Raw genomic sequence first — 12,931 nt, forward strand, 5'->3', positions numbered from 1 at the left:
TCCTGTTTTTTTTTTTGGGGTGGGGGGGCGCGGGGAACCCCCTGGAACCCGCTTTGTCCCGGTTCCTCCCCGCCCCTCTTTCCTTTCTCCCCCCCGACAGGATGACAGCCGGGCAGAACGACAGCCTCGGGTGGCAGGAGGGCCGGAACCTGGTCGGGATCACTTTCCAGTACATCGACGGTGTAACTCCGCACATCGAGCAGTCCGGCGCCCGCAACCTGCTGAGCGACGACAATGCCGTCATCCTGGAAGGCGACTGGGAGCCCGCCACCCTGGTCATCCACGACTTCGCGTCCAGGGCCGCGCTGCAGGAGTTCTGGGACTCGCCGGACAGCCCAAGTCCGTCAGATCCGATCCCAGACAAGATCCGGAACCAACAACCGGCCGGGCCCTGTCCGCCCCTGATGCCCGAGTTCTACGGAGCCTAGTCAGCACCAAGTCAGCACGGGAGAGACGAACACGCGTGATGACGTGGGAATTTAGTCAGCACCAAACCAGCATGGGAGTCGGCACGCCACCGCCAAGTCACCCCAAACTACGCTTCCCGGACAGCACTCATTTGGCGCCTCTCCATGCCTCTCAGCCGCCCCTCCCCGAGCGGGCATGGTGGTCCCACGCATAGCCACGCCCCGAACTATGTTGCCCCACCACATGTGCGCCTGACCTGCACGTTTCTACGGTGTGCGAACACGTACCCGTCCCCACCGCACACGAGGAAGTGGCGAACATGGCCTCCGCAACCACCGCTCCCCCACCACCCGGCAATCTCAAGCGCATAGTCGCCGCCAGCCTCATCGGCACCACCATCGAGTGGTACGACTTCTTCCTCTACGGATCGGCCGCCGCCCTCGTCTTCAACAAGCTGTTCTTTCCTGACTCCGACCCGCTCGTCGGCACGCTGCTCTCCTTCCTGACGTACGCCGTCGGATTCGCCGCACGGCCGCTGGGCGCGCTGGTCTTCGGGCACTACGGTGACCGGCTCGGCCGTAAGAAGCTGCTGGTGCTGAGCCTGTTGCTGATGGGTGGGGCGACCTTCGCGATCGGGCTGCTGCCGACGCACGCGACCATCGGGTCCGCCGCGCCGGTACTGCTGACCGTGCTGCGGCTGGTGCAGGGCTTCGCGCTCGGTGGTGAGTGGGGCGGGGCCGTGTTGCTCGTGTCGGAGCACGGGGACGCGCGGCGGCGTGGCTTCTGGGCATCGTGGCCTCAGACCGGTGCGCCGGCGGGCCAGTTGCTGGCGACCGGTGTGCTGTCCCTGCTGACGGCCGTGCTGTCGGACAGTGCCTTCGTCAGCTGGGGCTGGCGGATCCCGTTCCTGCTCTCCGGTGTGTTGGTGATCGTCGGTTTGTGGATTCGTCTGTCTGTCGATGAATCGCCTGTCTTCAAGCAGGCGTTGGCCCAGGCGCGAGCACGGAAGGACGCACACATCGCCGCTGGCGACGCCAAACCCGCCGCCGAGAAGCTGCCGCTCGTCTCCGTGCTGCGGCACCACTGGCGTGATGTGCTGGTGGCGATGGGCGCGCGCATGGCGGAGAACATCAGCTACTACGTCATCACGGCGTTCATCCTCGTCTACGCCACCACCTCGGCCGGCGTCTCCAAGCAGACGGCGCTCAACGCCGTCCTCATCGCCTCGGCCGTCCACTTCGCGGTCATCCCGGGCTGGGGCGCGCTGTCGGACCGGATCGGTCGTCGTCCCGTCTATTTGATCGGCGCCGTCGGTGTCGGGCTGTGGATGTTCCCGTTCTTCCAGCTCATCGACACCGGTGGCTTCGGGAACCTGATCCTGGCCGTGACAGTCGGCCTGGTGCTGCACGGCGCCATGTACGCGCCCCAAGCCGCCTTCTTCTCGGAGATGTTCGCGACCCGGATGCGCTATTCCGGTGCTTCGATCGGCGCCCAGTTCGCCTCGGTCGCGGCGGGCGCGCCCGCACCTCTGATCGCCACGGCGCTGCTGAAGGACTACGGCAGCTCCACCCCGATCGCCCTGTACGTCATCGCCGCAGCCGTGCTGACGGTGATCGCGATCAGCTTGGCCAAGGAGACGCGTCACCGGGACCTGGCCGACGTCGATCCCTCGGACGGAACGGCGTCATCGACGGCCCGGGCGGCCGACGTGCATTCCGTCTGACCCATCCCTGGCCCGGACGGCCGACTGCTGGGAACCGACCCCCGCGCGCCACCGCGTGCGGGGGTCAGCGCTGTTTCGGCCCCGACAACCGGTGCAGGCGCAGGGCCAGTTGGATCTCCAGGACCCGGGCCGGGCTCTGCCAGTCGGCGCCGAGGAGGCGGCCGACGCGCTCCAGGCGCTGCGCGACCGTGTTCACATGGACGTGCAGATCGTCCTTGGTGCGGGCCGGACTCATTCCGCAGGCGAAGTACGCGTCGAGGGTGTGCAGCAGATCGGTTCCGCGCCGTTCGTCGTATGCGACGACCCGGCCGATCGTACGGTCGACGAAGCCCGTGATGTCCCGGTCTCCCGCCAGCAGCAGCCCCAGGAACCCGAAGTCCTCGGCGGCGGCGCCGTCCCCGGAGCGGCCGAGCAGGCCCAGCGCGTCGAGGCAGCGTCGGCTCTCCGCGTAGGCGGCGGCCACGGCGTCCGGCCGGGCGGCCAGGTTCTCGACCGGGGCGGAGGCTCCGACGGTGACCGCTTCATGGACGGCCGTACCGAGTTGACGGGCGGCGCGGCGGGCCACAGCGGTGGCCGTGTCCCCCGTCTCGAGGGGGAGGAGCAGCACCGTGCCGCCGTCGCGGGCCACGGCCAGGCCGTGCCGGGTCGCGGCGAGGTGGGACGCGGCGGACCACAGGCGTCTGCGGGCGGCCGCCTCCTGTTCGGCGTCGGCCGCCACGGTGTCGAGGCGGGCCGCGAGGACGACGTGGGTGGCGTCGAGGTCGGCGTGCAGTCGCGCCGCTCGTTCACGCAGCAGCCGCGGGTCGCGGTCACGGGCGTCGAGCAGGTCGTCCAACAGCTCGCCCCGGACCCGCTGTTCGGCCTCGGACGCGGAGCGCCGGGCGAGGAGCAGAAGTGACGTGACCGTCGCGGCCCGCTCCAGAGTGCGCTGGTCGACGGGGTCCAGGCCTGGGTGGCCGCGCAGCACGAGCGCGCCCAGGAGTTCGCCGCCTGCGACCACGGCGGCGATCCAGTCGCCGGCGTGCCGTACGGCGTGGCCCTCGGCACGGGATGCCTCCAGGGCTTCGGCCGGTGCGCAGGTTGCCTCTGTGAACTCGACGGCACCGTCGAGGACTTGGGAGACCGCGGCGGCCACGTCGTGCACCCCACCGCCGTGCAGCACCAGTTGGGCGAGCCGGTCGTGCACGTCCGAGGCGCGTTCGATGACTCCGCTGCGATCCCGGATGATCTCGTTGGCCCGCTCCAGGTCGGCGAGGGCCGAGCGGGTCTCGGTGAGCAGGTTCGCGGTGTCGATGGCGGCCGCGGCGAGCGCGGCGAAGGAGCCGAGAAGTGCGACCTCCTCCCGCTCGAAGACCCGGGCACGCCGGTCCGCCGCGAAGAGGACCCCGATGACATGGTGCCCCAGCATCAGCGGCACCCCGAGGATGGCGACCAGCCCCTCGTCGCGCACACCGGTGTCGATGGCGAGGGTGTGCTGGAAGCGGTCGTCCTTGAAGTAGTCGTCGGTGACATAGGGGCGGGCGGTCTGTGCGACGAGTCCGCCGAGCCCCTCCCCCATGCCGAGCCGCAGCTGCTGGAAGCGGGCGGCGACGGAGCCCTCGGTGACCCGCATATAGGTGTCGCCCCTGGCCGGGTCGTTCAGGCTGAGATAGGCGATGTCCGTGCCGAGCAGCGACCGGGCGCGCTGCACGATCGCCTGGAGCACGGCGTCCAGGTCTCGCAGGCCGGCCAGGTCGTGGGCGGTCTCGAACAGGGCCGACAGCTCGGCCTCGCGCCTGCGCCGTCCCTCCAGCTCTGAGCGGACGCGCAGCGCGAACAGCTTGGCCTGTTCGAGGGCGACGATCCACTCGGTGGATCTGCCCTCGGCGCGGGCGAGCAGCACCGGCTGCTCATAGGCATCGGCGGACGCGCCCCGGGCCAGCAGCTCCAGGAACGGCGTCTCGGCGCTGCTCAGGGGCGCTCCGGCATTGGCTGGAGAGCGCTCGGTGGGGTGCACGTGATCGCGAGACATGCCGACAGGATTACTCATCGCACCGCCACCCCGTCAGCCCTGTGGATAACTCGGAATTCCGCCGGCCCCTGCCGGTCAGTGCGCGGTCCAGCCACCGTCGAGCACGAGCGACGTACCGGTCACGAAGGACGCCTGCGGGCTGCACAGGTACGCCACGGCCTCGGCGACCTCCTCGGGCTCGATGAGCCGCTTGACCGCGCTGTCCTGCAACAGCACCTCGGAAAGGACCCGCTCCTCAGGAATGCCGTGCGCCCGGGCCTGGTCGGTGAGCTGCCTCTCGACCAGTGGAGTGCGCACATAGGCGGGGTTCACACAGTTCGAGGTGACGCCATGTGGCGCGCCCTCAAGAGCGGCGGTCTTGGACAGTCCCTCCAGCCCATGTTTGGCGGCCACATAGGCCGACTTGAAAGCCGAGGCACGCAGCCCATGTACGGAGGACACATTGACGATCCGGCCCCAGCCCTGCCCATACATATGGGGCAGGGCACCACGGATGAGCCGGAACGGCGCCTCCAGCATCACGGTGAGAACCGTGTGGAAGACGTCGGGCGGGAACTCCTCGATGGGGCGCACCAGTTGCAACCCGGCGTTGTTGACGAGGACGTCGGTGCCGGCAGCGGCGAGTTCGGCGGCGTCCAGATCGGTGAGGTCGAGGACGTGCGGTTCGACGGCGCCCGCAAGGCCCCGAGCCCGCTCGACGAGCTCCTCCAGACCCGCGGAGTCGCGGTCAACCGCTCTCACCTTCGCCCCCGCGGCCGCGAGCCGCAGCGCACACGCCCGGCCGATGCCACCGGCGGCGCCGGTGACCAGGGCGGTGCGGCCACCGAGGTCGAGCGGAGAGGGCGAGGACGAGCCTTGAGCCGGCAGGGCGCTGAGCGGGGTCATGATGCGACCCTAGGCACCGCCCTCGCCAGGCCACATATGGTTACAGCCCATACTTCAGGCCGACGTCATGGGGTCGAACCACGTGGGTTCGTCGGACAACGCCTGCTTGATCCGGAAGACCTGACGTTCGTTCATCGTGGGCAGCGCGTCCACGGCGAACCAGCCCACCTCCAGGGACTCGTCATCGTTGACGCGTGCCTCGCCGCCGACGGCCCGGCAGCGGAGCGTGATGTCCATGAACTGGCACTTGTCGCCGTTGGGGTAGGTGACCTCACGGCCGGAATTGATGAGGACGATCCGCTCGGCGACGCACTCGACACCCGTCTCCTCGTACACCTCCCGCACGGCGCACGCCGCGGGCTGCTCCCCGGGGTCGGGGATGCCGCTGATCACCGTCCACTGGTGGTTGTCCGCACGCTGCCCCAGCAGGACCCGTCCCTCGTCGTCGAAGACGACGGCGCTGACCCCGGGAAGCCACAGCAGCTGGTGGCCAGCGGAGGCCCTGATCGTACGAATGAAGTCGGGAGTAGCCATGCCTCCGACCCTAACGGGCAGGTGGCGGCGCCCCCGGCGAGTTCCGGGAGCGTGCGACCGGCGTACGGCTACACGTCACCGACGCGTCGTGCTCGGATCCCGGCACCGATCGCCCAGCCGAGGCCGCCCGCGGCAATCAGCACCAGGGCGATCTCCGGCAGGATACCGAGCCGCGTGGCGGGCGTCTCGGAGGAGCGCAGCGGGACCTTCTGGACGAGCGAGTCGGCCACGAACATGCCCGTCCGCTGTGTGATCGTGCCGTCCGGCATGATGATCGCGCTGACGCCGCTGGTCACCGGCACGGTGACGGTCCGGCTGTGCTCGACGGCGCGGACGCGGGACATGGCGAGCTGCTGGTAGGTCATCTCGCTGCGGTCGAAGGTGGCGTTGTTGCTCGGCACGGAGATCATCTGCGCGCCGTCGGTGACCTCGGAGCGCACCGCCCAGTCGAAGGCCGCCTCGTAGCAGGTGACGAGGCCGACCTTGGCGCCGTCCATGGTGAACACGCCCGGTTCGCTGCCCCGGCTGAAGTCCTTGCGGACCATCGAGGTCCAGTTCTCGTTGATCGCCCCGACGAGCGAGCGCAGCGGCAGGTACTCGCCGAACGGCTGGATCTGCCGCTTGTCGTAGGTGTCGACGGGGCCCTTGGCCGGGTCCCACAGGATCTGCTCATTGAGCAGCTTGCCGTCGCGCTCCACGACGCCACCCACCGATATGGGCGCGCCGATGGCCTTGGCCGCCGTGTCGATCACCGCGCGAGCGTCGGCGTTGGCGAAGGGGTCGATGTCGGAGGAGTTCTCGGGCCACAGCACGAAGTCGGGCTGTGCGACCTTGCCCGCCTTCACCTCGGCGGCCAGGCGCTCGGTCTCGCGCGCGTGGTAGTCCAGTACGGCCCGTCGCTGGGAGTTGAAGTCCAGTCCCGCGCGCGGCACGTTGCCTTGGATGACGGCGACGGTCGCGGTGCCGTCCTCGGCCTTGTCGCTGACCAGCGGCCGTGCGGCAACGGCGCCCACCACGGGCACGGCGACGCTCAGCAGGGCCACGGCCGCGGCGGACCGCTGCACGGCCCGGGTTCGCCGCCGTTCCATGACGAGGCGTACGACTTCGTAGAGCCCGAAGCCGCACAGGACGACCGCGAAGCCGAGCACCGGCGTGCCACCGACAGCGGCGAGCGGCAGGAAGACGCCGTCCGCCTGGCCGAACGCGATCTTGCCCCAGGGGAAGCCGTTGAACGGCGCACGCGCGCGCGCCGCTTCTCCGGCGACCCACAGAGCCGCCGCCCACACCGGCCAGCCCGGCAGTTTCGACACCGCGGCGACTCCCGCGCCCACCAGCGCGACGAACATCGCTTCGATCACGACGAGCGCGATCCAGGGACCGGGACCGACCTCCACTCCGGTCCACACCAGCAGCGGGAGCAGGAAGCCGAGGCCGAAGAGATAGCCGAGGCCGAGGCCCGCCTTCCAGCTGCGTCCGCGCAGCACCCAGCCGAAGACGGCGAAGGCGGGCAGAGAGAGCCACCACAGGGTGCGCGGCGGGAAGCTGACGTAGAGCAGCACTCCGGAGAGCGCCGCGGTGAGGGCCGGAACCAGCCGCACAAGCCGTGCCGCGCGCGAAGTGGGCACGGTCTGCGGCTCCAGCTGGTCCGACTCGTCCACGGAGGTTGCGGTGACGGTCACTCCGGGAGTGTACGGCGGTTGACCTTGACACCGACAGCGCGGTCCAGCGGCGGAAGGGTGCTGCACGGGCCACGGCGGGCATCGCGCTCGGGTGACCGCACCCCCGGCCGAAACCCCGTCCAAACAATGCCGCCGGCCCACCTCTGCCGAGCCCCTCTGCCCAGCCGGCGCAGGCCGTCGCCGCCATTGGGGACGATCAGCCGCTACTCTCGCGACGCATGGCCCCTGCACGAGATATCCACAATCCGGCCATAAGCCGTTACGGTATGCCGGAGCCTCAGACGTATCGGCCGGTCAGGTCGAGCGGCCGGGGCCCGTCACAGGTCGGGGGACCGGGTTCGGGGGGCGGGGTGGGTGTCGCGGGGATGACGTCTGCGGCAGGTCCGGGTGAGGCCGGCGACAGACGAAACGTTTCTGATGCGGCCGGCGTGGTGATCCTGGGGGCCTGCGCCGCCTGGTCGCTGATCTCGGCTGCCGTGCACGACGGCCGTCCCGAGGGGGTACTGCTGGCGATTCTCGCCGTGGCCGCCGGCTATGCCGCCGGGCGGATCGGCGGGGCGTTGCTGCCGGTCGCCGCGCCCTGCGCCGGAGCCCTGGCCGGAGTGAGCCTGACGCTGACCGTTCCGCATCTGTCCCCCGGCCCTCAGATCGTCGCCCCGTTGGGCCACGCCGGGGCCACCGCCGCCGTACTGACCCTCTCCGCGGGTGCCGCCTGCTGCGCCGCCTGGGCCGCGTCGGCGCCGGTCGTGCGCCTGGGCCTGCGCGTGCTGGCAGCCGGAATCGCGGTGACCGCGGCGGTCCTGGGCTCGACCAGCGGCTTCGTCGCCTGCTCCGCCGTCCTGCTGTGCTCGCTCGCCGCCGGCCACCTCCGTCATCGCGGGGTGGGCATCGCGGGACTTGCCGTGACGGCGACCGCTGTCACCGGCCTGACCTGGGCGGTCGCGGGCAACGTGGTTCCCGGCGGACTGCTCGCCTGGCTGGAGGGCCAGCTGACGCGGCACCGGATCCAGCTGTGGCACGACGCGCTGCATCTGTCGCGCCAAGAACCCGCCCTGGGAGTGGGACCGGGGCGCTTCGGCGAGCTCAGTACGACGGCTACCGGGACGCTGCTGTCCGACGGCAAGCCTCACTCGGCGCCCTTGCAGCAGGCCGCGGAACAAGGGGTCGTCGGCCTGCTGCTGCTGGCGGCGGCCTTCTGCTGGATGCTGTTCGCACTGTGGCGCACTGCCCGTCCCACCCCCGTCGCGCTCACTGCGGGCGCGGCCCTCACAGCCCTGGCCGCGATCGCCGCGGTCGGCAACGCGCTCAGCTTCACGACGGTGTCGGTGGGCGCGGGCCTGCTGGCGGGGTTGGCAACGGCCCGCCCGATAGCCGGCGATACTTCGCAGCCCGAGAACGACGCACGCACGCGTGGCGATCAGCTGTCCCCATGACCGCGCGCACGGCAGTGTCGCCGACGCACATGGGCCCAAGACCCACCCGAAGCGACGACCGTCCCTCGATCCCAGCTCCCCTGGGTCCCCGTGGATCCCCTTGATCCCTGGATCTCCCCGGACGCTCGAATCTCAGAGCGTCGTACCCGCCGCCCGAGACCGCAGCCGATCCCTGATGACCCCCACGGCCGCCTCCGCGTCGTCCACCGTGATCGTGAACGTGTGGCCGTCCCACAGCCGGAGCACCAGCCCCTCACCACGCCGTACGACGACCGCGGTGCCCTTGTCGGGCCGCCACCGGTAGCCCCAGCCACCCCATTGGCGCGGAGTGACGTGCGGGACGAACTCGGCGCCCATGACCTGGGAGAGCGGGATACGGCGGCGCGGCACACCGATGTGGCCGCAGCGCACCTCGAGGCACTCATGGTCGACCTTCAGAGCGACATGCACGAACGCCAGGGTGCCGAAGAGAACCAGCAGCCCGGCGGCGATACAGCCCACGACGGCCATGACGAGCGGGGCGACGCCGTCCGTCCACGGCGAGTCGACGGCCAGCTCGATCCCGAGCCCCATGCAGGCGGCACCGACGAGCGCGAGCAGCCACTGGACCCGGTTGGTCGCCCGCCCGGTCCAGACATCGGGATGCGGCTTGCCGCTGTGGGGGTGGTCCCTCATGGCTATGAGGTTACTCAGGATTCGCTGCGCTGGTACCGCGTCGCGCAGTGTGACTGCGCCGACCGGACCACTGCGGACCGAGGTGGTCCGTTTTATGGCCTTCCGTCACCGCGCGGGACTGATCGCCTGGAGGAGACGGCCCTCGTCGTAGGCGAGAGCGGGCTCGGGCAGCGCGCCCTCGCGGCCGCTGAGCAGCACGGTCAGGGTGCCGCTCGGCACGGCCTCGGGAGCGGGCTGCTCGCCGAGGCGGCGCAGCGCCTGCGCGGCGACCGCGCCCGCGGAGCCGTGCAGGACGAGCGGCGGGAAGCCGGGACGCTGGACGGCGGTGCGGATGCGCTCGGCGACGAGTTCGTAGTGGGTGCAGCCCAGGACTACGGTCGTCACGTCACGGGGGGTGAGCGCGGCGGCCGCGGCGACCGCGACCTCGATCGCCGTGTCGTCGGCGTGCTCGACCGCTTCGGCCAGCCCGAAGCAGGGCACTTCCGCGACGGACACACCGTCGGCGAAGTCCTTGATCAGTCCGCGCTGGTAGGGGCTGCCGGTGGTCGCGGGGGTGGCCCAGATCGCGACGGGGCCGCCACCGGCCGCGGCCGGTTTGATCGCCGGAACCGTACCGATGACCGGTATGCCTGGTTCGAGTCGGTCGCGCAGGGTGGGCAGCGCATGCACGGTCGCGGTGTTGCAGCCGATGATCAGGGCGTCGGGCCCGTGCGCGGCGGCGGCATCGGCGACGGCCACTGCGCGCTGCGTGAGGTCTTCGGGGGTCCGGGGACCCCAGGGCATGCCGTCGGGGTCGAGTGAGAGCACGAGATCTGCGTCGGGTCGTAGCCGCCGTACCGCGGCCGTCGCCGCCAGCAAGCCGATTCCGGAGTCCATCAGCGCGATCTTCACCCGGCCACGATAGACGATGGGCCCTTGCCGACCGGCCCGGTGGGGCAGACTGCGCACGTGAGCGCCATCGCGTGGACCGCCGCCGCGTCACTCGCCGCCTGGCTGTGGCTACTGCTCTGCCAGGGCTTCTTCTGGCGTACGGATGTCAGACTCCCGCGGCGGACGCAGCCGGACGAGTGGCCGTCGGTCTGCGTCGTCGTACCCGCTCGCGACGAGGCCGCGGTCCTTCCGATGAGCCTGCCGTCGCTGCTCGCTCAGAACTATCCGGGGCGCGCGGAGATCTTCCTGATCGACGACGGCAGCTCGGACGGCACCGGGGACCTGGCGCGCGAGCTCGCGCGACGGCACGGCGGGCTGCCACTGACGGTGGACTCCCCCGGTGAGCCACCCTCGGGCTGGACGGGCAAGCTCTGGGCGGTGCGGCACGGCATCGCCCTGGCACGCGCGCGTGACCCCGAGTACCTCCTGCTCACGGACGCCGACATCGCGCATGCACCCGAAAGCCTCAGGGAGCTGGTCGCGGCCGCGCGCACCGGGGGTTTCGACGTCGTCTCGCAGATGGCGCGGCTGCGGGTCGAGAGCCTTTGGGAACGGCTGGTCGTGCCGGCCTTCGTGTACTTCTTCGCGCAGCTGTATCCCTTCCGCCGGATCGGTAAGAAGGGGACGCGGACGGCGGCCGCGGCGGGCGGCTGCGTCCTGCTGCGCACCGAGGCCGCCGAGCGGGCGCGGATTCCGGACGCCATCCGGCACGCCGTCATCGACGACGTGGCACTCGCGCGGGCCGTCAAGCACGGCGGCGGCCATGTCTGGCTGGGGCTCGCCGAGCGGGTGGACAGCGTGCGCCCGTACCCACGACTGGCCGACCTGTGGCGGATGGTCTCGCGCAGCGCGTACGCGCAGCTGCGGCACAACCCGCTGGTGCTGGCCGGAACGGTCGCCGGGCTCGCCTTGGTGTATCTGGTGCCGCCCGCCACGCTGATCGTGGGACTGGCAGCCGGGGATGCGGCGACGGCGATCGGCGGCGGTCTCGCGTGGCTGGTGATGACGGGGACGTACGTACCGATGCTCCGCTACTACCGCCAGCCGCTGTGGCTCGCTCCGCTGCTGCCGTTCACCGCGTTCCTCTACCTCCTGATGACGGTGGACTCCGCGGTGCAGCACTACAGGGGGCGTGGCGCGGCCTGGAAGGGCCGCACCTACGCACGTCCGGACACGGTGCCCGACGAGGGCTGACTACTTGCGGCCCGGGGTCCAGTTCATGCCCCACCCGTAGGCGTAATCGACCGTGCGCTGCGGGCTCACGCCCCGCTCGGGCACCAGGTAGCGGGCCTCACGCTGGACGATCAGGTCGTCGCCGGTGTTGATGATCAGGGCGAGCGCGCACACCGTCGAGGGGATCGTGCACTCGTCGAGCGAGAAGTCGACCGGGGCACCGTGCTGCGGTGTGAGGGTGACCGTGGCGTGCAGGTCGGCGAAGGAGCGCGCGCCCTCGTAGATGGTGACGAAGATCAGGATGCGCCGGAACGCCCGCAGGTGGTCGAGGTTGACGGTGAGGTTCTCGCCGCTGGCCACGGCGCCGGTGCGGTCGTCGCCGTCGAGGTGGATGTACGGCGGCTGGTGCAGGGCGCCGAAGGCGTTGCCGAGGGACTGGATCACTCCCTTGCTGCCGTCGGCCAGCTCGTACAGGGCGCACAGATCGAGGTCGAGGTCGTTGTGCATGGCGACCGGACGGCCCAGCTTGGCGGCCCAGCCGGAGAACTGCTTGCGCACCTCCCAGTTGAGGTTCACGCGCATGGCACCCGAGGTGCCGCCCTGCTTGGTCAGGGAGACCGAGGGGGCCGCCTTGGTGAGCGTCACCTTGCTGAGGCTCACCGGAGGTGCCGGCGGCGGAGGCGGGGCGGCCGGTGGCATGGCGGGCGGCGGCATGGTCGCCCGGGGCGCCGCAGCCGCAGGTGGCGGGGTGGTCACCGCGGGAGTCGGCGCGGGTGCCGCCTGCTGGGGTTCGTCGACCGTGATGCCGTAGTCGGTGGCGAGCCCCTCCAGACCGCTGCCGTAGCCCTGACCGACGGCGCGGAACTTCCAGGCGCCCTGGCGGCGGTAGAACTCACCGAGCACGAAAGCGGTTTCGACCGTGGCGCCCGCGCTGTCGAAGCGGGCGACGACCGTGCCCTGGGCGGCGTCCTTGACCTCGATGTACAGGTCCGGCACCTGACCGAACGATCCGCCGTCGGAGGAGGCGGCAAGGATGACGGTCTCGATGGCCGGTTCCACGCTCGCGAGGTCGACGAGGAGGCTGTCGGTCACCCGGCCGCCGGCGTCCCGCTTGCCCTCGTGCCGGACGGCGCCGGAGGAGTGCGCCGGCTGGTTGTAGAAGACGAAGTCCCCGTCGGAGCGGACCTTTCCGCCGACGAGAAGCAGCGCCGAGGCGTCCGCGTCGGGCACGCCGGTCCCTGAACGCCAGCCCAATTCGACTCGTAGTGCCGTCGTCGGCACGGGAACATTCGATCCCTTCGACATTGACATGTCCGCCCCCATCACCTGTTCACCGCGCCAGGCACATCCCGGCTGCCCACTGGGTTCTTCTACAGGGTCAACCTATTCCCCGCGACATCGAAGTCCCACGAGGGGCACGGGAACACCCGTGGTCAACCGGCGGTAACCCGCCCGGAGCTCGGCATTTACACGATCCGAA

Annotated in this window: 11 protein-coding genes; 4 read left to right on the top strand and 7 right to left on the bottom strand. The window is 70.7% G+C overall.

Annotated elements, in window-relative coordinates:
* The first annotated feature begins 101 nt into the window (after nucleotides 1-101).
* Together ACFQ6S_RS10805 and ACFQ6S_RS10810 are read left to right on the top strand one after the other, a co-directional pair.
* Complete coding sequence (locus ACFQ6S_RS10805; protein ID WP_383406062.1) at nucleotides 102-428, top strand: DUF1330 domain-containing protein; 327 nt, start codon at nucleotides 102-104, stop codon at nucleotides 426-428.
* Nucleotides 429-727: 299 nt separating this feature from the next.
* Nucleotides 728-2,131: an MFS transporter gene (locus ACFQ6S_RS10810; RefSeq protein ID WP_383406064.1), complete on the top strand. Its 1,404-nt coding sequence runs from the start codon at nucleotides 728-730 to the stop codon at nucleotides 2,129-2,131.
* Nucleotides 2,132-2,195: 64 nt separating this feature from the next.
* Here the strand turns inward: ACFQ6S_RS10810 and ACFQ6S_RS10815 are convergent, their stop codons facing one another.
* The 4 genes from ACFQ6S_RS10815 to lnt all read right to left on the bottom strand — a co-directional run bounded on the left by ACFQ6S_RS10815 (nucleotide 2,196) and on the right by lnt (nucleotide 7,240).
* Nucleotides 2,196-4,142: a helix-turn-helix domain-containing protein gene (locus tag ACFQ6S_RS10815; RefSeq protein WP_383406067.1), complete on the bottom strand. Its 1,947-nt coding sequence runs from the start codon at nucleotides 4,140-4,142 to the stop codon at nucleotides 2,196-2,198.
* Nucleotides 4,143-4,217: 75 nt separating this feature from the next.
* Nucleotides 4,218-5,027, bottom strand: a complete 810-nt coding sequence (locus ACFQ6S_RS10820; protein WP_383406070.1) for a 3-hydroxybutyrate dehydrogenase — start codon at nucleotides 5,025-5,027, stop codon at nucleotides 4,218-4,220.
* Nucleotides 5,028-5,081: 54 nt separating this feature from the next.
* The gene (locus ACFQ6S_RS10825) at nucleotides 5,082-5,561 is read right to left on the bottom strand and encodes an NUDIX domain-containing protein (protein ID WP_383406073.1); all 480 of its coding nucleotides are present in this window, start codon (nucleotides 5,559-5,561) and stop codon (nucleotides 5,082-5,084) included.
* A 68-nt stretch (nucleotides 5,562-5,629) separates the two neighbouring features.
* Complete coding sequence (gene lnt, locus ACFQ6S_RS10830) at nucleotides 5,630-7,240, bottom strand: apolipoprotein N-acyltransferase (RefSeq protein ID WP_383406076.1); 1,611 nt, start codon at nucleotides 7,238-7,240, stop codon at nucleotides 5,630-5,632.
* Between the two features lie 365 nt (nucleotides 7,241-7,605).
* Between lnt and ACFQ6S_RS10835 the strand changes: the two genes are divergently transcribed.
* Nucleotides 7,606-8,673 carry an O-antigen ligase family protein gene (locus ACFQ6S_RS10835; RefSeq protein WP_383406079.1) on the top strand — a complete coding sequence of 356 codons (1,068 nt, stop codon included), beginning with the start codon at nucleotides 7,606-7,608 and terminating at the stop codon, nucleotides 8,671-8,673.
* Nucleotides 8,674-8,805: 132 nt separating this feature from the next.
* Here the strand turns inward: ACFQ6S_RS10835 and ACFQ6S_RS10840 are convergent, their stop codons facing one another.
* Together ACFQ6S_RS10840 and ACFQ6S_RS10845 are read right to left on the bottom strand one after the other, a co-directional pair.
* Nucleotides 8,806-9,348 (bottom strand): hypothetical protein, encoded by a 543-nt coding sequence (locus ACFQ6S_RS10840; protein ID WP_383406082.1) that lies wholly within the window; start codon nucleotides 9,346-9,348, stop codon nucleotides 8,806-8,808.
* Between the two features lie 105 nt (nucleotides 9,349-9,453).
* The gene (locus ACFQ6S_RS10845; protein ID WP_383406085.1) at nucleotides 9,454-10,239 is read right to left on the bottom strand and encodes a glutamate racemase; all 786 of its coding nucleotides are present in this window, start codon (nucleotides 10,237-10,239) and stop codon (nucleotides 9,454-9,456) included.
* Between the two features lie 39 nt (nucleotides 10,240-10,278).
* Between ACFQ6S_RS10845 and ACFQ6S_RS10850 the strand changes: the two genes are divergently transcribed.
* Nucleotides 10,279-11,472, top strand: coding sequence for a glycosyltransferase (locus tag ACFQ6S_RS10850; protein WP_383406536.1), 1,194 nt, complete (start codon nucleotides 10,279-10,281; stop codon nucleotides 11,470-11,472).
* Here ACFQ6S_RS10850 and ACFQ6S_RS10855 read toward each other — a convergent pair whose 3' ends face one another.
* Nucleotides 11,473-12,756, bottom strand: coding sequence for a TerD family protein (locus tag ACFQ6S_RS10855; protein ID WP_383406087.1), 1,284 nt, complete (start codon nucleotides 12,754-12,756; stop codon nucleotides 11,473-11,475).
* Between the last annotated feature and the right edge of the window lie 175 nt (nucleotides 12,757-12,931).

The sequence above is a fragment of the Streptomyces sp. NPDC056479 genome, assembly GCF_042795335.1.
In the GTDB taxonomy this organism is placed as follows: Bacteria; Actinomycetota; Actinomycetes; order Streptomycetales; family Streptomycetaceae; genus Streptomyces.

Coding starts and splice junctions, on each gene's coding strand:
- ACFQ6S_RS10805 (WP_383406062.1), top strand. CDS start 102: ATGACAGCCGGGCAGAACGACAGCCTCGGGTGGCAGGAGGGCCGGAAC.
- ACFQ6S_RS10810 (WP_383406064.1), top strand. CDS start 728: ATGGCCTCCGCAACCACCGCTCCCCCACCACCCGGCAATCTCAAGCGC.
- ACFQ6S_RS10815 (WP_383406067.1), bottom strand. CDS start 4,142: ATGTCTCGCGATCACGTGCACCCCACCGAGCGCTCTCCAGCCAATGCC.
- ACFQ6S_RS10820 (WP_383406070.1), bottom strand. CDS start 5,027: ATGACCCCGCTCAGCGCCCTGCCGGCTCAAGGCTCGTCCTCGCCCTCT.
- ACFQ6S_RS10825 (WP_383406073.1), bottom strand. CDS start 5,561: ATGGCTACTCCCGACTTCATTCGTACGATCAGGGCCTCCGCTGGCCAC.
- ACFQ6S_RS10835 (WP_383406079.1), top strand. CDS start 7,606: ATGACGTCTGCGGCAGGTCCGGGTGAGGCCGGCGACAGACGAAACGTT.
- ACFQ6S_RS10840 (WP_383406082.1), bottom strand. CDS start 9,348: ATGAGGGACCACCCCCACAGCGGCAAGCCGCATCCCGATGTCTGGACC.
- ACFQ6S_RS10855 (WP_383406087.1), bottom strand. CDS start 12,756: ATGTCGAAGGGATCGAATGTTCCCGTGCCGACGACGGCACTACGAGTC.